The sequence below is a fragment of the Nocardiopsis tropica genome (assembly GCF_042660575.1).
In the GTDB taxonomy this organism is placed as follows: Bacteria; Actinomycetota; Actinomycetes; order Streptosporangiales; family Streptosporangiaceae; genus Nocardiopsis; species Nocardiopsis tropica.
In genome coordinates, this window is the sequence record NZ_JBHSUF010000020.1 from 36,275 (window position 1) to 58,059 (window position 21,785).

19 protein-coding genes are annotated in these 21,785 nt (G+C 73.4%); 13 read left to right on the forward strand and 6 right to left on the reverse strand.

Going from position 1 to position 21,785, the window contains the following annotated elements; genetic code table 11:
* The first annotated feature begins 54 nt into the window (after positions 1–54).
* The 5 genes from ACFQBR_RS26555 (at position 55) to ACFQBR_RS26575 (ending at position 5,279) form a co-directional block, all read left to right on the forward strand.
* The gene (locus tag ACFQBR_RS26555) at positions 55–1,137 is read left to right on the forward strand and encodes a permease (RefSeq protein ID WP_267949212.1); all 1,083 of its coding nucleotides are present in this window, start codon (positions 55–57) and stop codon (positions 1,135–1,137) included.
* On the forward strand, positions 1,134–1,982 hold the full coding sequence (locus tag ACFQBR_RS26560) for a TIGR03943 family putative permease subunit (RefSeq protein WP_267949213.1): 849 nt from the start codon (positions 1,134–1,136) through the stop codon (positions 1,980–1,982). Before ACFQBR_RS26555 ends, ACFQBR_RS26560 begins: the two co-directional genes overlap by 4 nt.
* A 116-nt stretch (positions 1,983–2,098) precedes the next feature.
* Entirely contained in the window at positions 2,099–3,505 is a 1,407-nt protein-coding gene (locus ACFQBR_RS26565; protein ID WP_344181657.1) for a sensor histidine kinase, read from the forward strand.
* 13 nt (positions 3,506–3,518) lie between these two features.
* The gene (locus ACFQBR_RS26570) at positions 3,519–4,595 is read left to right on the forward strand and encodes an AI-2E family transporter (RefSeq protein ID WP_344181655.1); all 1,077 of its coding nucleotides are present in this window, start codon (positions 3,519–3,521) and stop codon (positions 4,593–4,595) included.
* A gap of 24 nt (positions 4,596–4,619) precedes the next feature.
* On the forward strand, positions 4,620–5,279 hold the full coding sequence (locus tag ACFQBR_RS26575; protein WP_344181653.1) for a TVP38/TMEM64 family protein: 660 nt from the start codon (positions 4,620–4,622) through the stop codon (positions 5,277–5,279).
* 39 nt (positions 5,280–5,318) lie between these two features.
* Here the strand turns inward: ACFQBR_RS26575 and ACFQBR_RS26580 are convergent, their stop codons facing one another.
* A complete protein-coding gene (locus ACFQBR_RS26580) occupies positions 5,319–6,647 on the reverse strand; it encodes an ABC transporter substrate-binding protein (protein WP_344181651.1) in 1,329 nt (442 codons plus the stop codon).
* 581 nt (positions 6,648–7,228) lie between these two features.
* The gene (locus ACFQBR_RS26585) at positions 7,229–8,254 is read right to left on the reverse strand and encodes a LysR family transcriptional regulator (protein WP_267949218.1); all 1,026 of its coding nucleotides are present in this window, start codon (positions 8,252–8,254) and stop codon (positions 7,229–7,231) included.
* A 235-nt stretch (positions 8,255–8,489) separates the two neighbouring features.
* Here ACFQBR_RS26585 and ACFQBR_RS26590 point away from each other — a divergent pair, with 235 nt between their 5' ends.
* The gene (locus ACFQBR_RS26590; RefSeq protein ID WP_344181647.1) at positions 8,490–9,647 is read left to right on the forward strand and encodes an acyl-CoA dehydrogenase family protein; all 1,158 of its coding nucleotides are present in this window, start codon (positions 8,490–8,492) and stop codon (positions 9,645–9,647) included.
* A gap of 196 nt (positions 9,648–9,843) precedes the next feature.
* Here the strand turns inward: ACFQBR_RS26590 and ACFQBR_RS26595 are convergent, their stop codons facing one another.
* Positions 9,844–10,623, reverse strand: a complete 780-nt coding sequence (locus ACFQBR_RS26595) for a 4'-phosphopantetheinyl transferase family protein (protein ID WP_267950335.1) — start codon at positions 10,621–10,623, stop codon at positions 9,844–9,846.
* 95 nt (positions 10,624–10,718) lie between these two features.
* Here ACFQBR_RS26595 and ACFQBR_RS26600 point away from each other — a divergent pair, with 95 nt between their 5' ends.
* The 4 genes from ACFQBR_RS26600 (at position 10,719) to ACFQBR_RS26615 (ending at position 13,173) form a co-directional block, all read left to right on the forward strand.
* Positions 10,719–10,853 carry a hypothetical protein gene (locus ACFQBR_RS26600; protein WP_344181645.1) on the forward strand — a complete coding sequence of 45 codons (135 nt, stop codon included), beginning with the start codon at positions 10,719–10,721 and terminating at the stop codon, positions 10,851–10,853.
* Positions 10,854–10,903: 50 nt separating this feature from the next.
* Complete coding sequence (locus ACFQBR_RS26605) at positions 10,904–11,710, forward strand: DeoR/GlpR family DNA-binding transcription regulator (protein WP_267949221.1); 807 nt, start codon at positions 10,904–10,906, stop codon at positions 11,708–11,710.
* Between the two features lie 143 nt (positions 11,711–11,853).
* Complete coding sequence (locus ACFQBR_RS26610) at positions 11,854–12,672, forward strand: polyprenol monophosphomannose synthase (protein ID WP_267949222.1); 819 nt, start codon at positions 11,854–11,856, stop codon at positions 12,670–12,672.
* Positions 12,673–12,747: 75 nt separating this feature from the next.
* Positions 12,748–13,173, forward strand: a complete 426-nt coding sequence (locus tag ACFQBR_RS26615; protein WP_267949223.1) for a hypothetical protein — start codon at positions 12,748–12,750, stop codon at positions 13,171–13,173.
* 283 nt (positions 13,174–13,456) lie between these two features.
* Here ACFQBR_RS26615 and ACFQBR_RS26620 read toward each other — a convergent pair whose 3' ends face one another.
* From ACFQBR_RS26620 to ACFQBR_RS26630, 3 genes are all read right to left on the reverse strand, one after another.
* The gene (locus tag ACFQBR_RS26620) at positions 13,457–15,070 is read right to left on the reverse strand and encodes an MFS transporter (protein ID WP_344184908.1); all 1,614 of its coding nucleotides are present in this window, start codon (positions 15,068–15,070) and stop codon (positions 13,457–13,459) included.
* 96 nt (positions 15,071–15,166) lie between these two features.
* Positions 15,167–17,965 (reverse strand): ABC transporter permease, encoded by a 2,799-nt coding sequence (locus ACFQBR_RS26625; RefSeq protein ID WP_344184907.1) that lies wholly within the window; start codon positions 17,963–17,965, stop codon positions 15,167–15,169.
* A 3-nt stretch (positions 17,966–17,968) separates the two neighbouring features.
* Entirely contained in the window at positions 17,969–18,736 is a 768-nt protein-coding gene (locus ACFQBR_RS26630; RefSeq protein ID WP_344184906.1) for an ABC transporter ATP-binding protein, read from the reverse strand.
* A gap of 366 nt (positions 18,737–19,102) precedes the next feature.
* On the opposite strand from ACFQBR_RS26630, the gene ACFQBR_RS26635 reads away from it, so the two are divergent.
* From ACFQBR_RS26635 to ACFQBR_RS26645, 3 genes are all read left to right on the forward strand, one after another.
* Positions 19,103–20,362 carry a sensor histidine kinase gene (locus ACFQBR_RS26635; RefSeq protein ID WP_344184905.1) on the forward strand — a complete coding sequence of 420 codons (1,260 nt, stop codon included), beginning with the start codon at positions 19,103–19,105 and terminating at the stop codon, positions 20,360–20,362.
* 115 nt (positions 20,363–20,477) lie between these two features.
* Positions 20,478–21,137 (forward strand): response regulator, encoded by a 660-nt coding sequence (locus ACFQBR_RS26640; protein ID WP_267949228.1) that lies wholly within the window; start codon positions 20,478–20,480, stop codon positions 21,135–21,137.
* A gap of 86 nt (positions 21,138–21,223) precedes the next feature.
* Positions 21,224–21,592: a VOC family protein gene (locus tag ACFQBR_RS26645; RefSeq protein ID WP_344184904.1), complete on the forward strand. Its 369-nt coding sequence runs from the start codon at positions 21,224–21,226 to the stop codon at positions 21,590–21,592.
* The last annotated feature ends 193 nt before the right edge of the window (positions 21,593–21,785 follow it).

Below are 21,785 nucleotides of genomic sequence, written 5' to 3' on the forward strand. Positions count from 1 at the left end.
AACGATTTTCGGTACTATGCGTGAAGATCCCGCCCGACCACCACGGAGACCGACGTGCCCGACCGGACCACACCGGCCACCGACCCCGGCCCGCCCCCGAGCAGTTCGCTCGGCGACTCCCTCGCCGGGGGGTGGGCGGACCGCGGCGAGGAGCTCCCCCCGGAGGACTGGGGACGAGCCCGGGGCCGCCGCAGGACCGGGACGGTCTGGCTGTTCGCCCTGTTCATCACCGCGATGGCGCTGGGGCACGCCTGGATCTCCGACGAGCTGACCAGTCAGGCCTTCCTCGCGTGGGCCACCATCTTCACCGCGATCAGCTTCCAGGCACTGCCCTTCCTGGTGTTCGGTGTGGCGCTGTCCGCCGCGCTCACCGCGTTCGTGCCGCCCTCGGCCTACCAGCGGTTCATCCCGTCCAAGCCCAGCCACGCCGTGCCGGTCGCGGGGGCCTCCGGGGCCCTGCTGCCCGGCTGCGAGTGCGCCTCGGTGCCCATCGCCGGAAGCCTCATCAAGGGCGGGGTCGCCCCGGCCGCCGCGCTCACCTTCCTGCTGGCGGCGCCCTCCATCAACCCGGTCGTCATGATCGCCACGGCGGTGGCCTTCGCCGGGCAGCCCGAGATGATCCTCGCCCGGTTCGTGGCCTCCCTGCTGGCGGCCGTGGTCATCGGATGGATCTGGGTGCGCTTCGGCCGTGCCGACTGGCTGCGCCTGCCCACGCACAACCACGCGCCCGGGGCCTCCCGGTGGCAGGTCTTCCGCGAGTCGATGCTGCACGACATGATGCACGCGGGCGGCTACCTGGTGGTCGGGGGCCTCGCCGCCGCCACCCTCAACATCATGGTGCCCCGCGAGTGGCTGCTGGCGGTCGCCGGCATGCCGGTGGTCTCGGTCCTCGTGCTCGCCCTCCTGGCCATCCTGCTGTCCATCTGCTCCGAGGCCGACGCGTTCGTCGCCGTCAGCCTCACCGACTTCTCGCCCACGGCCAAACTCGCGTTCATGGTGATCGGGCCGATCGTCGACCTCAAGCTCCTCGCGATGCAGGCGGGCGTGTTCGGCTGGCGCTTCGTGGCCCGCTTCGCCCCGCTGTGCCTGCTGGTCGGCCTGCTCAGCACGTTCCTGATCGGAGGACTGATCCTGTGAACCGCATCGCCCAGGGACTCACCCTGGTCCTGCTCGGCGCGGCCGCGCTGACCAGCACGATCCCCACCGACCTCTACCTCAACTGGGTCAAGGCGGGCTTCGGCCCCTTCCTCATCGCCGCAGGCGTGGCCATGGTCCTGCTCGGCGTGCTCGTCATCGCCTCCGAGCTGCGCGGCGAGGACGAGGCGGAGGAAGAGCACGGGCACGGGGCGGACGCCGAGGTCGTCGCCGCCGGGAACACGGTGTCGGCGCAGGAGAGCGCGTCCGCCGTGGAGAGGGACTACGAGGAGGCGTACGGGCGCGGGCGCGGTACCCAGGGGCACGACCACTCCCGGGCGCCCGGCGTCGCGTGGCTGCTCCTGCTGCCGGTGCTCGCCGTGTTCGTCGTCGCCCCGCCCGCGCTGGGCTCCTACACGGTGGAGGCCACCTCCGGCTCCTCCGGACCGCCCCCGGAGGACCGGCGCGCGGGCGCCTTCGACGACGGGGTCGAGGAGGCCGCTCCGGGCGAGGTCGTCTCCATGGACATCCGCCAGTTCGTGATGCGCGCCTGGATCGACGAGGACCGCCTGCTGGTCGGCCAGGAGGTCGAGCTCACCGGGTTCGCGGTGCCGGAGAAGGACGGCGACGGGTGGTACCTCGCCCGCCTCCAGATGGCCTGCTGCGCCGCCGACGCCGTCGTGAACAAGGTGTACATCTCCAACGAGCCCGCGCCCGAGGCGGACACCTGGTGGACGGTGCGCGGCACCTGGGTGGAGCCCGAGGGCGAGCTCTCCGAGGTGAGCCAGCACGAGTTGACGGCCCTGGAGGTCCAGGAGGTCACCAACCCGCCGGACCCCTACGAGTAGCCCCTGGAGGGTGTCCGGTTCCTCCCTGAGTCGGACGATGGCCCCTCTCCTGCTCACTCTTCGCCACACCGTTCACCATTCGCCGGTTTATGGTCGCACTGAGTGACAATGGGCGGGTGTCAGAGCGGAGCGACGGAAGCCGGGGAGGGTGGGGCCGACTGCGCCCCCGGTCGATCCGTGCCAGGGTCACCACCGGGGCCGTGGTCACCCTGATCCTGATCACCGGCCTGTCGCTCTCCCTCAGCAGCTTCCTGATTCGGGAGATCTCGCTGACCCAGATCAGGGACCAGGCGGACGACGAGGCCCGCCGGGTCTCCGAACGGATCGCCACCGAGCGCTACCAGGGCCCGATCCCCGACGGCGAGACGGTCCTGCGCGTGCAGGTCGTCGACTGGGACACGGGCGAGGTGGTCGCGGCCACCGACGCGATGGAGGGCAAGCCCCCGGTGACGGACGAGCGTCCGGAACCGGGGGACTTCCGCCTCCAGACCACCGTCTGCGGCGACATCGCGGGCCCCGAGCGCAGGGACTGCCTGCTCGTGGTCGGGTACGGCCTCTCCGATTCCGCCTACGGCGAGGTACTGGTCCTGGCGGCGGCGAGGTCGCCCAGCATCCTGGGCACGTCCCTGGTCGAGGCGGTCCTGGTGGGGACCTCCGTGGCGTTCCTGGTGATCACCGCGACCGTCATCTGGTTCTGGGTCGGGCGTGCGCTGCGGCCCGTGGAGAGGATCAGCGCCCAGCTCGACAAGCTCTCCGTCACCGACCTGAACCGCAGGCTCCCGGTCCCCGGGACCCACGACGAGATCGCCCACCTGGCCCGCACGGCCAACGCGAGCCTGGCGCGGCTCGACGAGGCGGTCACCCGGCAGAGGCGGTTCGTCTCCGACGCCTCGCACGAGCTGCGCAACCCCATCGCCGGGATGCGCACCAAGCTGGAGGTCGAGCTCTCCGACCCCGACCCCGACGCCCGCTCGCGCGAACTGCTGCTCACCGGCCTGCTCTCCGACACCGAGAGGCTGGAGAACATCGTCTCGGACCTGCTCGAACTCGCCCGCCTGGACAAGGACGTGGCCCGCGAACGGGAGGAGGTGGACCTGGAGGCGCTCATCAGGGAGGAGTTCGTCGACGAGCGGCGCCACCCCGCGCTGCGGATGCACTCCTCCGGGCCCGTCCGGGCGACCGTCAACCGGCTCCGCCTGGTCCGCGTCCTCACCAACCTGGTCGCCAACGCCGAACGCCACGCGCGGTCCAGGATCGACATCGTGGTCGAGCGGGACGGTGACGCGGCCGTGGTGGAGGTCCACGACGACGGGGCGGGGATCCCCTCCATGGACCGCGAACGGATCTTCGAGCGGTTCGCGCGGCTCAAGGAGTCGCGCGAGCGCGACCCGGGCGGGAGCGGGCTCGGCCTGGCCATCTCGCGTGAGATCGTCCAGTCCCACGGAGGCAGCCTCGTGGCCGGGCACAGCGACCTGCTGGGCGGTGCGGTCTTCACCCTCCGCATCCCCGACACGACCGAGTAGTCGGGACAGGGACATGCCACCCGGAAGCGGACTGACCGCACTGCCCGCGGGCGGGGACGGGCCGAGGCACCCCAACTACTTCCTCCTCGGGTTCGTCGGCGCCCTGGGCGTCCTCACCGCCTGGCTCCTCGTCGAGGCGCTGATCGGGGTCCGCGCGGTCCTGGTGTACATCCTCGTCGCGCTGTTCCTCGCGGTCGGGCTCAACCCCGTGATCGAGGGGTTGCGCGACCGCGCGCGCATGCCGCGCTGGGGGGCCGTCCTCACGGTGTGCCTGGCGATGGTGCTCTTCGCCGCCGTGTTCGTCTGGGCGATCGCGCCCCCGCTCACCGAACAGGCGGCGAGCTTCGCCGCGAACCTTCCGGACACGGTGGACAGCCTCCGGCGCACGCCGTTCTTCGCGGACCTGGAGCGGCGCTACGACGTCCTGGACCGGATCGAGGGCCTGGTCACGGCCCCCGATTTCGGGCAGCAGGTCTTCGGAGGGCTGGTCGGCGTCGGCCAGGTCGTGTTCAACACCCTGTTCGCCACGTTCACGGTGTTCATCCTGACGCTGTTCTTCATGGCGTCGCTGCCGGGGATCCTGGACGTGTCCTACCGGTTCGTGCCCCGCTCCAACCGCGACGGGGTGCGCCGGATCGGCGACGAGATCGTCCGGCGCATCGGTGCGTTCATCGCCGGCCAGCTGGTGGTGGCGGCCTTCGGCGGGGTGGTGGCGTTCTTCTTCCTGTGGGCGGTCGGCTCGGCCTACGCCCTCACCCTGGCGCTCGTGGTGGCGGTGACCGCGCTCATCCCGCTGGTGGGCACCACCATCGGCGCGCTGGCCGCCTCCGCGGCGGTGGCCCTCGGGAGCCCGCTGCTGGGGCTGGTCACGCTGGTGTTCTTCCTGGTCTACCAGCAGATCGAGAGCTACGTGATCTCACCGAGGGTGATGCGCCACGCGGTGGACGTGGCGCCGACCGCGAACATCACCGCCGCGCTGGTCGGCGGGACGCTGATGGGGCTCGTCGGCGCGCTCCTGGCGATCCCCACGGTGGCGGCGCTCACGATCATCCTGAAGCAGGTGGTGTTCCCGCGCCTGGAGCGCCGCTGACGCGGAGCCGCATAGGCTTCCGGGATGGGGGAGGGGACGGGCGGCGGGCGCGGGGTGCGGGTGTCGCGGTTCCTGCTGCTCGCGGCCTGGGCGGCGGTGGTGGTGTTCGCCCTGCTCCACGTGCCCGGGGAGGACGCCCTGCGGAGCCGGGTGGAGGAGGCGGGCGCGGCCGGCCCCGCGGTCTACCTGGTCGTCTACGTCGTCGCCGTCTTCGCGCTGGTGCCCCGGCCGGCCCTGAACGCCCTGGCGGGACTGGTGTTCGGATTCCCCCTCGGCCTCGCGCCGGCCCTGGCGGGCGGTGTGTGCGCGGCCCTGGCCCAGTTCGCGGTGGCGCGGCACGTGGCGGGCGACGCGGTGGCACGGCGACTGCCCCCGGGCATCCGCGCACGGCTGGACGCCCTCGTGGGCGGTCACGCGTTCGTGGCGGTGCTCCAGCTGCGGCTGTTGCCGGTGGTGCCCTACCAGGCGGTCAACTACGGTCTCGGGCTGACCCGGATGGGCGTGTGGCCCTTCGCGGCGGGCACGTTGGCGGGTGCGGTCCCCGCGACGGCGGCGCTGGTGCTCGTCGGGAGCGGAGGAGCCGACCTGGGCGTGCCGGTGACCGTGGCCGGGGTGCTGCTCACGGTGGTGATCGGCGCCGCGTGGTGGCTGCGCGCACGGTCCGCGGCGCGGACCGGGGGGTGAGGGCGGCGGTCCCGGGCCGGGACCGCCGCCCGTCCCGCGCTATCCGCCGGAGGCGCCGTCGAAGAGGGCCACCTCGTCGGGGGTGGGGCGTTCCAGCTCGAAGGGGAGGATCTCCCCGCCGTCGCTGTCGGTGACCATCGGCTCCTGGAGGACCTCGGGTTCCTCCCCGGTCCTGTTCCGCACCACCATGACACCGGAGTACCCGCTGTGGTCGTCCTCGGTGGCCACGAACGGGACCAGGCCCGGGCCGGCCCACTCGTTGGCGTGCAGGGTGTCGACCAGGTTCTGCCGGGTCAGGTCGGGGCCGACCTCCATCAGCAGCTGGGCGAACAGCGTCGCCTGCACCATGCCGTACACGGTCGTGTCGGTGAACGTTGTGCCCTCGTTGTACTCCTCGTGGATCTCCAGGTAGAACTCGGTCCACGGGTCCTCGCGCTGGGCCGCCATCGGCAGGAACGCGGTGATGATGAGCCCGTCCGTGAAGGACTCGGGCGGGACGTCCTCGGCGGCGGTGCCCTCCGCGTACTCCTCGATGAGCCCGGTGATGATCTCCACGTCCCCGCCGAAGCTGGGGGCGACCCACTGCGGGGTGTACCCGATGGAGGCGGCCTCCAGGATGGCCATGCCCAGGAACGCGGGGATGCAGTAGCAGACGGCGATGTCGGCGCCGGACGCCTTCAGCTCGGCGACCTGTCCGGCGAGCTCGGGGACCCCGGGGTCGTAGGACTCCCAGGCCACGATCTCCTCGGTGAGGTACTGCTCGATCCCGGCGTGGGAGGAGGGGCCGACGTCGTCGTTCTGGTACAGCAGGCCCACGTCGTCACCGGGGAAGTTCTCCGCGATGAAGCTGCCCTGGACCTTGGCCTCCTTGGAGTAGTCGACCTGGAACCCGTAGCTGTAGGGGTAGACCTCCGGCTGGTCCCAGGCGAGGGCGCCGGACGAGACGAAGAGGTCGGGGACGCCCTCCTCGTTGAGGTCGTCGATCACCGCCTCGTGGGTCGGCGTCCCCAGGCCGCCGAGCATCGCGAAGATCTCCTGGTCCTCGATGAGGGTCTCGGTGGCCTCCATCGTCTGCGCGGGGTCGAACGCGTCGTCCTGGACCTGGTACTCGATCCGGCGCCCGTGGATGCCGCCGTTGTCGTTGATGTAGTCGAACACCGCGCGGGCGCCCGTGGACACGTGACGGAACCCGGGGGAGGCCGGTCCGGTGAGGGGCTGGTGCGTGCCGATGACGACGGCGTCTTCACTGACCCCCCGGGTGTCGGCCTCGAGGGCCGCGGCTTCCTCCTCCGCGGTCCGTCCGCCGGAGCAGGAGGAGACGAGAACCGCGACGGCGAGTGCCGAGGCGATGGTGCTCAGTGGTCGCATGAATGGTGTCCTGGACTAGGTCGCGCCTGATCAGACTGGGTGGGTGGCCCCTGGGGGAGTAGTGGGCGGATGGGGGAGAGGAAATCGGGGGGAAACCCTACTGGCGGGTACGTTACTTGCGAGTAAACACCATACGCGTGTCGCACGCCACTGCAACCCGAGCGGGTTCCGCGCGTGCCGCGGGCGCCGTGGCCGGGGGCGGGCGCAGGGGCGGCCCCGTACGGGATCGTGGTCCGGGGCCGGTGTGCGGCGCGCCGCCACAGGCGTGGGGCGCGCGAGAACCGTGGCGCGGATCACCGCGCGGCGGGCGCGGGGGCGCCACGGCAGGGCCACTTTCGGGGCGGGTGCGGGAACGCGCTGCCGGGCCGGTCCGGGGACCCGGACGGCCCCCTCTCCGGGCGGTCGCGGGAACACGGTCGCGGGGCCGCCGCGCGGGGCGGGGCCCGTGCCCGCCTTCCCCGCCTGGGACACCGGGCCGTGAGGCACCGCTCCCGACGCACGCGGCGCCCGCCGCGGTCGGAGGGGCGCCGTCCCCGGCCGCCCTCCCCGGCTGCTCCTTCGGGCCTCCGCCGGGGGTGGGATCAGCTGTCGGGCCGGTCGGACGTCCGTCCGCCGGAGGGGCCGGCCAGGGCCCGGGGGGTGCCGTCGCCGGAGGGGACACCGCCTTCGGCGGCGGTGGCGACGGCCTCGACCGAGCTGACCGAGCCCGCGGGCCGGGGAGCCCCCCGCAGGATCTCGCGCGCCAGCCGCGCGACGGCGTCGGAGGCCTGGTGCACCGCGCTGTCGCGCCGCCAGACCAGGAGGTGCCGCAGTTGTATGGGTGCGCCCTCCAGCGGACGTATCACCACGTCCTCACCGGTGTCGAAGTCGGACTGGCAGGGGGCGATCGCCCGGCGGTCGGCGATGAGGTCGCGGATCTCCGACCGGTCGTAGAGCCGGTAGGGCACCTCGGGGGTGAAGCCCGCGCGCTGGCAGGCCAGGTAGAAGCACTCGGGCCATCCGGTGCCGTCCGGAGGGGTCAGCGCCCACGGGGACTCGGCCAGGTCGCCCAGCCGGATCAGTGTCTGGTGCGCGCGCGGGTGTTCCGCCCACAGGGCCACGTGCAGGGGTTCCACCGAGAGCATCGCCCAGGCCAGCGGGCCGTCGGTGGACAGGTCGCGGTCCACGTAGTCGATGGTGGTCCCCAGGTCCAGGCGCCCGGCGCGGACCAGGTCGGTGACCAGTTTGGGGGAGTACTCGGTGCGCACGTGCACGGGGACGTTCGGGAAGACCTCCGGGAGCCGCGCCGACAGCTCGATGGTCAGCGGCCCGACGCCGCCCACGCGGAGCGTGGAGGGGGAGGCCCCGCGCGCGGTGATGTCGTGCAGCAGGTCGTCCATGGAGAGCAGGACCGAGCGCGCGCGGACCAGGACGAACTCCCCGAGCTCGGTCGGGCGGACCCCCGAGCGCCCGCGGTGGAAGAGCGGTCCGCCGACCTCCCGCTCGATCCGCTGGAGCTGCGTCGTGAGGGCGGGCTGGGACGTGGAGAGCGCCGCGGCCGCCTTGGTCACGCTGCCGGTGTCGGCCAGGAGGCAGATGGTGCGCAGGTGGCGGAGTTCGAGGTCCATGCGTGGAATCTAGGACGGGGAGGGGGCCCGTGTACAGACGTGCTGTCGCGGAGGCCGCTGCGAGTCGGGCCGTCCAGGGGATCGGGGGTCCGATTCCCCTTTGTCGAGAGGCGGGTGCCCCGGGCCTCGTGCGCGACCGCGCCGTGGGATAGGGTGCCGCTCGTCACCATATAGTTGGACGTCCTACTACATCCAGTCGTTGGATGGGGCCGGCGCGGAACCGTGGGAGAGGCTCATGGCGGTCGAACGCATGCTGCACACACCCGAGGCGGAACAGCTTCTCGATCTGACCGGGGAGATCGTCGACAAGGAGCTCGCCCCACGCGCCTCCCAGGACGAGGAGGAGGGGGTCTTCCCCCGCGAGGTCTTCCGGGTCCTGGGCGGGGCCGGCCTGCTCGGGCTCCCCTACCCCGGCGAGTACGGCGGCGGCGACCAGCCCTACGGGGTCTACCTCCAGGTGGTGGAGGAACTGGCCCGCGGGTGGCTCGCGGTGGGGCTGGGCGTCAGCGTCCACACCCTGTCCTGCTACCCGCTCGCGGCCTTCGGCAGCGAGGAGCAGAAGGCCGCACTCCTCCCCGCCATGCTCGGCGGCGACCTCCTCGGCGCCTACTGCCTCTCCGAGACCGCGTCCGGGTCCGACGCCGCCGCCATGACCACCCGCGCCGAGCCGGTGGAGGGCGGGTACCGGCTCAACGGCGCCAAGGCGTGGATCACCCACGGCGGCGAGGCCGACTACTACTCCCTCTTCGCCCGCACCGGCGCGCCGGACTCGGGGGCGCGGGGGATCAGCTGCTTCCACGTCCCGGACGGCACCCCGGGGCTGGGCTCGGCGCCGCCCGAACGCAAGATGGGCATGCGCTCCTCCCCGACGGCCGGGGTCCTCCTCGACGACGTCGGGATCGGGGCCGACGCCCTGATCGGCGAGGAGGGCCAGGGGTTCGGCATCGCCCTGTCCGCGCTCGACTCCGGCCGCCTGGGCATCGCCGCCTGCGCCGTGGGCGTCGCCCAGGCCGCCCTCGACGCCGCCGTGGCCTACTCCCGGGAGCGCCGCCAGTTCGGCAGCGCGATCGGCGACTTCCAGGGCGTCGGCTTCATGCTCGCGGACATGGCCACGCAGATCGCCGCCTCGCGCGCCCTGTACCTGTCCGCGGCCGCGCTGCGCGATGCCGGCCGGCCCTTCGGCAGGCAGGCGGCCATGGCCAAGCTGATGGCCACCGACACCGCGATGCGGGTCACCACCGACGCGGTCCAGGTCTTCGGGGGCTACGGCTACACGCGCGACTTCCCCGTCGAGCGCTACATGCGCGAGGCCAAGGTGCTCCAGATCGTGGAGGGCACCAACCAGGTCCAGCGCCTCGTGATCAGCCGCCACCTGGCCAAGGAGGGGAGCTGACCGGACGGCGGACCCGGCGGCCGGTCCCGTCACACCGGCGCGAGGGGCCCCGGCCCCGATGACCCCGTACCCGTGGCCGGTCACGGGTACGGGGCGGCAGGGCCGCGAACCCCCCGGCCACGGCCCAGGGCGCGTTCGGTGGATGCTTTCGGCGGGCTCGGCGCTCGCGAGCCCGGAACGACCCGCGGACCACGGCCTAGGAGCGGAGCAGCCCCGCCGTGTCCCCGGCGGTGCGCACCACGGGCTCCAGAGGCCCCGGGGCAAGAGCGGCCAGCGCCGAACGGTACCCCTCGGCGCACTCCAGGTCGGTGAGGGCGGCGGACTCCGGGCCGCCGCCGCCCTCCCAGGAGAGCAGCGCCGCGTCGTCGTGGGGCGGACTCACCAGGACCCTGCGCAGACCGCCCGACAGGCCCAGCCCGGTCGCCTTGAGGAGGGCCTCCTTGCGCGCCCAGTACCGGAAGAAGGCGCCGACCCGGTCCTCGGGCGCCAGGCGCTCCCAGGCCGCGTGCTCGGGCGCGGCCAGCGTGTAGCCCGCCAGCCCCGCCAGGTCGCGGGCCTCGGAGACCCGTTCGACGTCGACCCCCACGGGCACGCCCCCGGAGACGGCGAGGACGACCCACTCGCCCGAGTGGCTGACGGAGACCTCCCACCCCTGGGCGGGCCCGGAGGGGTGCGGCTTGCCGTGCGGAGCGGCGTCCCCGGTGCCCGCGCCGGTGCGCTCCTTCTCCTCGCACGAGCGGCAGCGCAGGTCGAAGGTGACCTTCTCGGGCGGGCAGCCGGCCCGGTCCGCCAGGACCAGGCGGGCCATCGAACGGCCCAGCAGGTGCCGGTCGCGGTCGGCCTGGTGGCGGAAGCGGGCGTTGCGCGCCCGTTCCTCCTCGTCCAGCAGGCGCAGCAGGCGGTCGTCGGCGGTGGAGGTGTGGGCCCACCAGACCTCGTGGGCCGGGGGCGCGGGGTCGAGCTTCATGCTCCTCATTGTCACCCGACTTTCCCCGCGTTGGGTGGTGTGAGGTCAACCCAAACCGGGAATTCGGTTAATGGCAGGTCAGCCCGTCCCCTGGGGAGGCCCGAATGTCTGTCTTCGTGTTGTTCGGAGCAGGTGCGCTCATCGGCCTGGTCACGCTGACGGCGGTCGTCATCGTCACCCTCCTGACCGAGAAGCCCGAGGCGGAGCACCCCGCGGCCCGGGAGCGGTCCGTACTCTAGAGCGGCGCGGGACCACGCCCGTGCGATGGCACGGGTGAAGGTGGGTCCACATGGCCGAGGAAAGCCGTCCGGCGTTCGCCGCCGAGCGACGGGAGCGCATTCTCGAACTCGTGCGCGCCAACGGCACCATGTCCCTGCGCGACATCGCCGCCAAGGTCCGCGCCTCGGAGGTCACCGTCCGCCGCGACGTGCGCGCGCTGGAGGCCGAGGGGGTCGTGGACCGCCGGCGCGGCGGGGTCGCCCTGCCCGGCCGGATCGGCCACGAGCAGAGCTACTCGGGCAAGAGCGGCCAGTGCGCCGCAGAGAAGGCCGCGATCGCGGTGGCCGCCGCACGCCTGGTCCGCCCCGGCGACGCCATCAGCATCGGCCCCGGCAGCACCGCGGAGGCCTTCGCCAAGGAGCTCCTCACCCGCCACGACCTGACCGTGGTCACCAACTCCCTGCGCGTCGCCGACGTCCTCGCCGAGGCCGCTCGGGTCGAGGTGGTGGTGACCGGCGGCACCCTGCACGGGCCGATACGGGCGCTGGTCGGGGCGGCGGCGGAGGTGAGCCTGTCCGGGCTCCGCGTCAACCGGGCCTTCCTCTCCGGCAACGGGGTCAGCGCCGACCGCGGGCTGAGCACCCCCAACCCCGCGGTGGCCAGTGTGGACCGCGCGCTGGCGGCCTGCGCGGACGAGACCATCGTCCTGGCCGACCACACCAAGATCGGCGCCGACACCATGGTGCCCACCGTCGCCCCGGAGGAGATCGCCCATCTCGTCACCGACAGCAGCGCCGACCCCGAGGTGCTGATGACCCTGGAGGAGCTGGGGGCACTCGTCCACGTCGCCGTGGTCGCCGACGAACGGGGCGAGTGAGACCGCCCCGCCGCGACCGGTCGGAAGGACCGCGTACCCTACCGTTCACGCCCATTGCGCTATCGGCGCCCGGTGCGTGATCCTGGGCCCACCCCAGTCCGCCCTCCCGACCGACCGCCGCCCATACGCAGGAGCTGCCGCGCATGCCCTCACAGCCGACGCCGCCGCACGTCCCGTCCGAACCGGTGCGCGTCACCCCCGAGCCCGTGGCGCTCCCCGAGCCCTGGGCGGACTCGCGCCTGACGGTCGTCGTCCCCACCTACGACGAGGCGGCCAACCTCCCCGTGCTGGTCGGGCAGCTCATGAGCCTGGACCTGCCCCGCCTCAGGGTCGTGGTCGTGGACGACAGCTCCCCGGACGGCACCGGCGAGGTCGCGGACAAGCTCGCCGTCGAGTTCCCCGGGCGGGTCGGCGTCCTGCACCGCACCGCCAAGGACGGCCTCGGCCGCGCCTACGTGGAGGGCATGAACCGCGCCCTGGAGGAGGGCGCCGACTACGTCGTGCAGATGGACGCCGACCTCAGCCACCCGGTGGGCTACGTCCCGCAGCTCCTGGGCACCCTGCACTCCACCAACGCCGGGGTGGTCATCGGCAGCCGCTACGTGCCGGGCGGGAGCCTCTCCGAGCAGTGGGGCGTGCGGCGGCGCCTCCTCAGCGGCTGGGCCAACGCCTACGTCAAGGCCGTGCTGTCCATCCCCGTGCGCGACGTCACCGCCGGGTTCAAGATCTGGCGGGCCTCGGCGCTGCGCGTCCTCGACCTGCCCAGCATCGAGAGCACCGGCTACGCCTTCCAGGTGGAGATGCACTACCGGGCCCACCGCAGGGGCCAGAAGATGATGGAGATCCCCATCCACTTCGAGGACCGCGTCGCCGGCGAGAGCAAGCTCGACGGCGCCGTCGCCCTGGAGGCTGCCCTGCGCCCGCTGCGCCTGCGTCGCGCCGAGAGGTCCCGCAGGCGCTAGCTCCGGCCCGCCTTCCTTCACATCCGCCCGCTCGTCTGAGAGCATCGGTGGAAACGTGGGAAGGGGGAGAACACAGTGACCGAAGAGCCCTATGACGTGGACACCGACATGGGTGACGACCCCGAGGAGAGCGAGGCCGCCGAGCTCGAGCGGCGTATCGAACCGGATTACGACATCCAGGAGTACGACTTCGAGGACGACGACAGCCGGGGTGAGCGGGGGATCAGCGAAGCGGTCCGGGACGAGCGCAACGACGTGTACCCGCGGCAGAGCTGGGGCGGGGAGACCCGGAGCGCCGAGGAGGAGGCCGTCAACGAGATCGACGACGGGTACTCCCCCGACGTCGGCGAGGGCGCGGCGGTGAGGAGCCCTCACCCCGGTGAGGCCGACGCCCACCGGGCCGACGCGCACGGCGCGGACGAGCGCGACCGCACCGCGGACCCGGCCGGCTACGTGCCCGACGCGGAGGACCCCAAGGACACCGGGGCGCCGGACGCCTGATCCGGGACCCGTGGCGGGAGAGCGGGGCCCGGACGACCCGGCCCGGGACCGGCCCGCCGTATCCGGCCGGCGCCACGCGGCCGTACCCCTCGCGGCCCCGGCAGGCCCGCCGGCCGCCGGGGCCGCGCGCTGCCCCGGCCCGGCGGGCGGGCACCCCCTCCCCGGCGGCAGTCCCGGGGTCCCGCACGCGGCCGGCCCCGTGTCCCTCGGAAGGGCGGTGCGCCCCGAAGCCGGGGAAGGGGCCGGGGACGCGCGCACAGTGCCCCTCAGGAGGACAGGTCCCTCAGGAGGGCGGCGCGCCCGGCCCCCGGCCGTCCGAGATCTCCCCGGCCGTCGAACCCGGGCACGAGCGCAGCGGCGGCCCCGCCACACCGCAGAACCGCAGCGGCTGGTCGTCGGCGCGCGGGGCCACGGCACTGGCCTCTTCGGCCATCGCACCGCGTTCGGCCGCCTCCGCGGCCTCGGGCATCCGCCCGCGCGGCAGCGCCAGCGCGCACAGGGAGGCCAGGACGCACAGGCCCGCCAGTATCAGCATCGCCGGGCCGAACCCCTGGGCGATCTCCGCCGACGCGGCGCCCGATCCGGATCCCTGGCTCCCGGAGCCGCCGATCCCCGCCAGGACGGGGACGGCGGCCACGCCGATGAGCTGCGCGGCGCGCGCGAACGTGTTGTTCACCCCCGACGCCAGCCCCGCGTGCCGCTCGGACACCGACGCGAGCACCGTCGCCGTCAGCGGCGCCACCGTCGTCGACAGCCCCAGCGCCACCAGGAGGACCCCGGGGAGCACCCCCGTCAGGTAGGGCGCGTCCGGGCCCAGGCGGGACAGCAGCACGAACCCCGCGGCCAGCAGCAGCGGGCCCGCCACCAGCTGGGGCCGCGGGCCGATCCGGGCGGCGAGCTTGCCCGAGCGCGCGGAGAGGGCGAGCATCAGGAGCGTGATCGGCAGCGACGCGGCCCCCGCCGCGACCGGCGAGTACCCGCCCACCTCCTGGAGGTGGATGACCAGCAGGAACAGGAGGGGCCCCAGCGATCCGTAGATCAGGACCGTCGCCGCGTTCGTCACGCTGAACGGGGTGGAGGAGAAGATCCCCAGGGGCAGCATGGGGTTCGCGGTGCGCGCCTCCACCGCGAGGAAGGCGCCCAGGGACAGCACGCCGACCACCACGCCGGTCCACACGGCCGGGGTGCCGCCGACCGCGCCCCACTGGATCAGCGCGTAGGTGATCCCGCCCAGGGCCACGACCCCCAGCAGCGCGCCCGGGTAGTCCAGCCTCCGGGGGGCCTGGGCGTCGCGCGACTCCGGCACCTTGAACCAGGCGATCGCCAGCACCGCCGCGGCGATCGGCAGGTTGATGAGGAAGATGAGGCGCCAGTCGCCGATCTGCACCAGCCAGCCGCCCACGAACGGCCCCACCGCCGAGGCCACCCCGGTCAGCCCGGACCACGCCCCGATCGCCCGCGCGCGGTCCTGCTCGCGAAAGCCCGCCTGGAGGATGGCCAGGCTCCCCGGAGTGAGCAGGGCGCCTCCCACGCCCTGCACCACGCGTCCGGCGATCAGCCACTCCAGGGTGGGCGCGAACGTGCACAGCGCCGACGCCAGGGCGAACACGGCCACGCCCGCCATGAACAGGCGGACCCTGCCGAACCGGTCCGACAGGGAGCCGCTGAGCAGGATGAGCGCGGAGAGCGTCACCATGTAGCCGTTGACGATCCACTGCAACCCGGACAGCCCCGTGTCCAGGTCCTCCTGGACGGCGGGCAGCGCCACCGTCACCACCGTCGAGTCGAGGAAGGCCATCCCCGAGCCGAGCACGGTGGCGGTCAGCATCCACCGGGCGGCCGGCGTCCCCCAGGCCACCGCGCCGCTCGTCGCCGGTACCGAAGCAGATCCAGACACAGCACACACCCCCGGTCCACAGTACGGCGCGGACCCCCGCCCGCAGGCGGGGGTCCGCGTCTCTTGTCCCCGAGTTGTGCAGGATGTGACCTGCTCCTACTCGCTGGCGAGCGCCCCCGTGATGGAGGCACCGGCGGCCCGGCGGGCGGGCAGCACCGACGCCAGCAGGCCCGCGAGCACGGCCACGGCGATGAACACCGCGATCTGCCCGGCCGGAACGGTGAGCACCATGTCCGGCAGGGTCGCCGCGCCCGCCGCCCAGCCGAACACCACGCCCAGCACGATGCCGATGCCGGCGCCGATCAGGCACAGCAGGACCGCCTCGACGCCCAGCATCCGGCGCAGCTGCCCCTTGGCCAGGCCCAGCGCGCGCAGCAGGGCGGACTCGCGGGTGCGCTCCAGCACCGACAGCGCCATCGTGTTGGAGATGCCGAACACCGCGATGACGATCGCCAGGCCCAGCATCGCCGCGATGGTGTAGAAGGCGATGTCCATCATGTCCGAGAACTGGTTCTTCATCTCGGCCACCGACATGACCTGCATGGTCGGGTGGTCGTCCACCGCCGTGTAGACGGCGTCGCGCACCTCGGAGGCGTCGGCGCCCTCGGCCGCGCGGACGTAGACCATCTCGCTGTCGGTGGTGTCGGGGAACAGCGTGGCGAAGTCCTCCGGGGAGACGACCGCGCCCCGCAGGGTCTGGGCGTCGGCCAGGACCGCGGCGACCTCCAGGTCGACCTCGCCGTCCGGGGACGGCAGTGTGAGGGTGTCGCCCACGCCCAGGCCGTCGGTGTACCCCTCGGAGACCAGCACCTCGCCGGGACCGAAACCGGAGATCTCGCCCTCGACGGTCTCGCCGGTGATGTCGACGCCGAGCTCGGCGCCGTCGTAGGTGTTGACGGGGAGCGAGCCCACGGGGGAGGCGTCGTAGCCCTCGACCGTGCCTCCGCGCTGGGCGATCACCTTGTCCAGGAGGGGGCTCTCCGCGAGGGCGTGCTCGACCTCGGTGGGGACGAGGGGCATGCCGGTCTCCCCGGACGCGGACGTGTCGGCCCCCTCCTCCGGGGAGGCCCCGCCGTCCTCGGCATCCGCCGAGCCCTCGGGCGAGGCGCCGTCGGCCGGGGCCCCGCCCTCCTGCCCCTCCTGCGCGCTCTCGGGCGGGGGCTGCACGGTGTCCTCGGCCGGGACGCCGTCCGTCCCGGCGCCGTCCTGCGCGTCCTCGCCGGAGGCGCCGTCCTCCGCGGGGGCTTCCTCGGCGACGGTGTCGCCGCCGGAGGCGCCGTCCATCGAGTACTGGGCGCTGACCTGGTAGTCCACCGGGAACTGCTCGTCGAGCATCCGGGTCATGGTGGACTCCAGGGAGGCGCTGACCACCGAGTAGCCCGTGATGAGCGTGGCGCCCACCGTCAGGGCGATCATCGCGGTGGCGGCCCTGCGCGGGCTGCGGGTGGAGTTGTCCACCGCCAGCATGCTGGGCACGCCGACCCTGCGCAGCGGGACGCCGACCAGGCGGACGATGCCGCGCACCAGGAGCGGGCCCAGCACGACCACGCCCACGAAGGCGATCAGGGCGGCCGCCGTCACGATGACCGGCCCCATCTGGTTCGGGCCGGACACCTGCGTCAGGGCCACCAGCGCGGCCGAGACCAGGAAGGTCAGGACGCCGAACACGACGCGCATCCAGCCGGTGCCCTTCTCCAGGCCGCCCGCGGTCGCGCTGGTGCGCAGCGCGGCCAGCGGCGGGACCCGGGTGGCCCGCGTGGCCGGGACCAGGGCGGAGCAGACGGTCACCACGGTGCCGACCGCCAGGCCCACGATCACGGCGGACGGCGTGATCACCACGGGGACCGAGCCGCCCATGCCCAGCAGCGGGCCGCCGAACGCCGCACCGGCCATGCCGATGCCGACGCCCGCCAGGACGCCGAGGGCGGAGGCGATCAGCCCGACCGCCACCGACTCCAGCAGGACGGACCGGAACACCTGGCCGCGCTTGGCGCCGACGCAGCGCAGGAGGGCCATCTCCCGCTGGCGCTGCGCGATGAGGATGGCGAAGGTGTTGTAGATGACGATCCCCGCCACGAACATGGCGATGAACGCGAACAGCAGCAGCGCGGTCCGCATCATCGCGGTGTCGCCGCCGGCGGACTCGGCCATCTCCAGGCCGAAGGCCTCGCCCGTCTGCACGTCCGCGCTGTCGCCCAGCAGGGCCGCGACGGCCTCGGCGGCCTGCTCGTCGGTGTGGCCCTCCGAGGCGAGCACGTCGATCTCGGTGTAGCCGGTGGCGCCGGTCATCTCCCCGACGGTGTCGGGGGAGAAGACGAGCGCGCCGCCGTAGCTGTAGCCCGGGTCCACGCCGAAGTCGACCAGGCCGGTCACGGTGAACTCGCGCTCCTCCTGCGCGGGGTCGAGCACCGTCACCGTGTCGCCGACCCCGAAGCCCGCCTGCTCGGCGGTGGAGCCGGCCAGGGCCAGCTCGTCGGGGCCCCCGGGCAGCTCGCCCTCGGCCGCGGAGAAGCGGCTGGGCTCCCCGATGGAGATGGCGGCGGGCGGCATGAAGCCGAACGCGCGGCCGTCACGGTCCAGGAGCACGGCCTGTCCGCTGACGATGCCGTCGGCCCCGGCCACCTCGGGCAGGGCCCGGACACCGTCCAGCTGGGCCTCGGTCAGCGGTTCCGGCTCCGAGGGCTCCGCCGGGTCCGCCGGCTCCTCGGCGGCGGGGACCGCGATCGCGTCGACGCTGGTCGCGGAGCCCATGACGGACTTCTCGTAGTTGGCGTTCAGCGTGTCGGCGAACACCATCGTGCCGGAGACGAACATGACGCCGAGCAGGATGGCCATCACCGTGGTGAAGTACCGGGACTTGTGCATCCGCAGCCCGGCGAGTGTGGTGCGCAGCATGGATCAGACCTCTTCCAGCTTCAGCAGCCGCGCGGAGACCAGTTCGGCGGTGGGCTCGAGGACCTCGTCCACCAGGCGGCCGTCGCGGAGGAACACCACGCGGTCGGCGTAGGAGGCCGCGACGGGGTCGTGGGTGACCATGACGATGGTCTGGTGCAGGTCGCGGGCGGAGCCGCGCAGGAAGGCGAGGACCTCCGAGCCCGAACGCGAGTCCAGGTTGCCGGTGGGCTCGTCGGCGTAGACGACCTCGGGGGCGTTGAGCAGGGCGCGGGCGACGGCCACGCGCTGCTGCTGCCCGCCGGAGAGCTTCGCGGGCAGGTGGTGGAGCCGGTCGCGCAGGCCGACCACGTCGACGATGTGCTCGAAGCGCTCCTTGTCGACCGCGCGCTTGGCGATCTGGGAGGGCAGCAGGATGTTCTGCTCGGCCGTGAGCATCGGCAGCAGGTTGAACGACTGGAAGATGAACCCGATCCGGTCGCGGCGCAGCAGGGTCAGCTCGGCGTCGCGCAGACCGGTGATCTGGGTGCGCCCCAGGTGTACGGTGCCGGACGTCGCCACGTCCAGCCCGGCCAGGCAGTGCATCAGCGTGGACTTGCCGGAGCCGGAGGGGCCCATGATCGCGGTGAACGCGCCCCGGTGGAACTCCACGTCGACCCCGGCCAGGGCGTGGACCTTGCTGTCGCCGGTGTCGTAGGTCTTGGTGAGGCCCCGCGCGACCACGACCGGTGGCGAGGCGACCGGGGGGACGGTTTTCACAGTGGACTCGGTCACGACAGACAGCTCCAGAGACGGTGGGACGACGGATGTACGGGAGGTGGTTGATCGGTGTTGCCCGCGCCGGGGGACCTCTCGTCCGGCCCGGCACACCACAACGCTAGGGCCGCGGGGACCGCCGGGGCGTCCACCGCTGGGCCGATCCCGGGGTCGGCCGAAGGAGGGGTGCGCGGCGGGTTCGGGACTCCTTCGTCTGGCCGACCCGCCGACTTTCGTCGGGGGCGGCCCCGTCACTGTCCGTGTTATTCGGCCGACATGGCGGCTATGACCTGCGATGACGCGAAAGTCGACTGGCCGTGGCGGCGCGGCGGGACGGCCGTCGGACGCGGGGGACCGGCGGTGGCCGCCCGTAGAATCCGCACCATGAGGACCTGGGTCAACGACAGGGGGCGGTCCGTCGGCGCCCGGTGGCGGAGCAACTGGCAGTGGTGGTGGGACCGCAGGCTCCGCATCGCCGACTGGCTCTACGCCCTGGGGACCCTGCCGCTGAGCCTGCTCCTCCAGGTGGGCGCGAACGGTGTCTTCAGCGGTGCCATCGAGTCCGGATCCGCCGTCCTCTCGCGCTCCGGGTCCGTGAGCGCGATGATCGCGCTGCTCGGCCTCGCCGTCGTCCTCTCCGTGGTCCCGGCCTTCGTGGCGGCCGCCGCCATCCTGTTCCGGCGCACCCGGCCCAAGTGGCTGCTCCTGATCGCGGTCGTCCTCCTGGCGGGCTTCGGCAACTTCGTCCCGGCCTCGATCGCCATCTACTCGTACGCCGTCTACTTCGACAACCGCAGGCTGGTCGCCGCCTGGTTCGCCCTGCTGTGCCTGGCCACCGGCGGCGGATACGGGACCAACGGCCTCATGTACGTCATCGCCGTGGTGTTCTTCCTCGTCGTCCCGGTGACGGCGGGCCTGTGGATCGGGACCAGGCGCCAGCTGGTCGAACGGCTCCACGAGCGGGCCGAGAGACTCGAACGCGAACAGCACCTGATGGCCGAGCAGGCCCTCACCACCGAGCGCACCCGTATCGCCCGGGAGATGCACGACGTGGTCGCCCACCGGGTCAGCCTCATGGTGCTGCACGCGGGCGGGCTGGAGGTGTCCTCGGAGGACGCCCGGACGGTGGAGGCCGCGGGGCTGATCCGCACCACGGGACGGGAGGCGCTGTCCGAGCTGCGCGGCATCCTCGGAGTGCTGCGCGACGAGACGACCGCCGCCGCGCCCACGGCGCCCCAGCCCGTCCTGGCGGACCTGGACCGGCTCATCGGAGAGTGGAGCACCGCGGGCATGGTCGTGCGCAGGGAGGAGACGGGGCGGGTGCGGCCCCTGGCACCGGGGGTCGAGCGCACCGCCTACCGGATCGTCCAGGAGGGGCTGACCAACGCGGCCAAGCACGCCCCCGGCGCGGAGGTCGCCGTGCGCCTGCACCACGGCCCCCGCCAGATCGAGGTCGAGGTCGCCAACGAGCCCGCGCCCGCGCCGACCGTGCCCATGCCGCAGAGCGGGTTCGGGCTGACCGGCCTCCACGAGCGCGTGGTGCTGGCGGGGGGCAGCCTCAGCGCGGGGGTGTGCCCCGACGGGGGGTGGCGGATGCGCGCTATCTTGCCAACCGACGGCAGCCCGGACCGGGACGCGGAGTGACCCCCGCCGAGGGGTCCGCGCGTCCCGGCCCGCCGGGCCGCCGCGCCCGGACCCGCCGACGGCGGCCGGCGCGGCCGCCGCTGCCTTCGCACACCGACACGAGAGGACCCGCACGGTGATCCGCACGCTCCTGGTCGACGACGAACTCCTGGTCAGGTCGGGGTTGCGGATGATCCTGGACTCCGCCCCCGACATCGAGGTCGTGGGGGAGGGGGGAGACGGGGAGGAGGCCGTACGCCTCGCCGAGGAGCTCCGCCCCGACGTGGTCCTGCTGGACATCCGCATGCCCGGCACCGACGGGATCACCGCCGCCGGCCGCCTCACGTCCCTGCCCGAACCGCCCCGCGTGGTCCTGCTGACCACGTTCGACCTGGACGAGTACGTGCACAGCGCGCTGCGCGCCGGGGCGGTGGGCTTCCTGCTCAAGGACACGCCGCCGCGCGACCTCATCGCCGCGGTGCGCACCGTGCACGAGGGCCACGCCATGCTCGCCCCCAGCGTCACGAAGCGCATGCTCGAACGCTTCGCCTCGCCCGCCCCCGCCGACTCGGCCGCGGGGCGCGAGGAGGCGGCGCGGCGCCTGTCGGTGCTGAGCGAGCGGGAGCGGTCGGTGCTCGTGGCGGTGGCCCAGGGCATGTCCAACGCCGAGGCGGGCCGGGCCCTGGGGATGCGGGAGGCCACGGTGAAGGCGCACGTCAGCCGCATCCTGGCCAAGATGGGCATGTCCAACCGGGTCCAGGCCGCCATCCTCGCCCACGACGCGGGGTGGGCCTGAACCGCTGCGGGGAGCCCCGGCGCGGCAGGAGGACATCCGTCTCCGACAGATCCCGCGCACGTCCACCGACCGGCACGGAGGTGCCCATGCCCCCACTGATGAAGTTGACCGCGATCACACTCGACTGCGCTGATCCTGTGGCCCTGGCGGCGTTCTACCAGCAGGCCACCGGCCTCGAACCCCACCCGGGATCGGGTGCCGACTTCGCCGGCCTCACACGGGGGGACGGGCTCTTCGTCGGCTTCCAGCGGGTCGACGGCTACCGGGCTCCGCGCTGGCCCGACCAGACCGTCCCCCAGCAGTTCCACCTCGACTTCGCGGTCGAGGACCTGGACGAGGCGGAGGCCCGGCTGCTGGAGCTGGGCGCGGGCAGACCGGACCACCAGCCGGGCAAGGGGGTGTGGCGGGTCCTCACCGACCCGGCCGGCCATCCCTTCTGCCTGGTGAGGGGCTGAGAGCCCGTATCCCGTCCGGCGAGACAACGGTCACTCCGCGCGGCGCGGCGACGGGCGGCGCCGCCCGCGCCGACGCGGTGGGGCCGCATCGGGGCAGGTCCGGCCGCTTGGTGGCGATATGGAGGGCGATGTCGCTCTCCGCCTCAGTTGCGTCTACCGGCCGGTAGCTCGGTACGCTGCAATGCGATCCCAC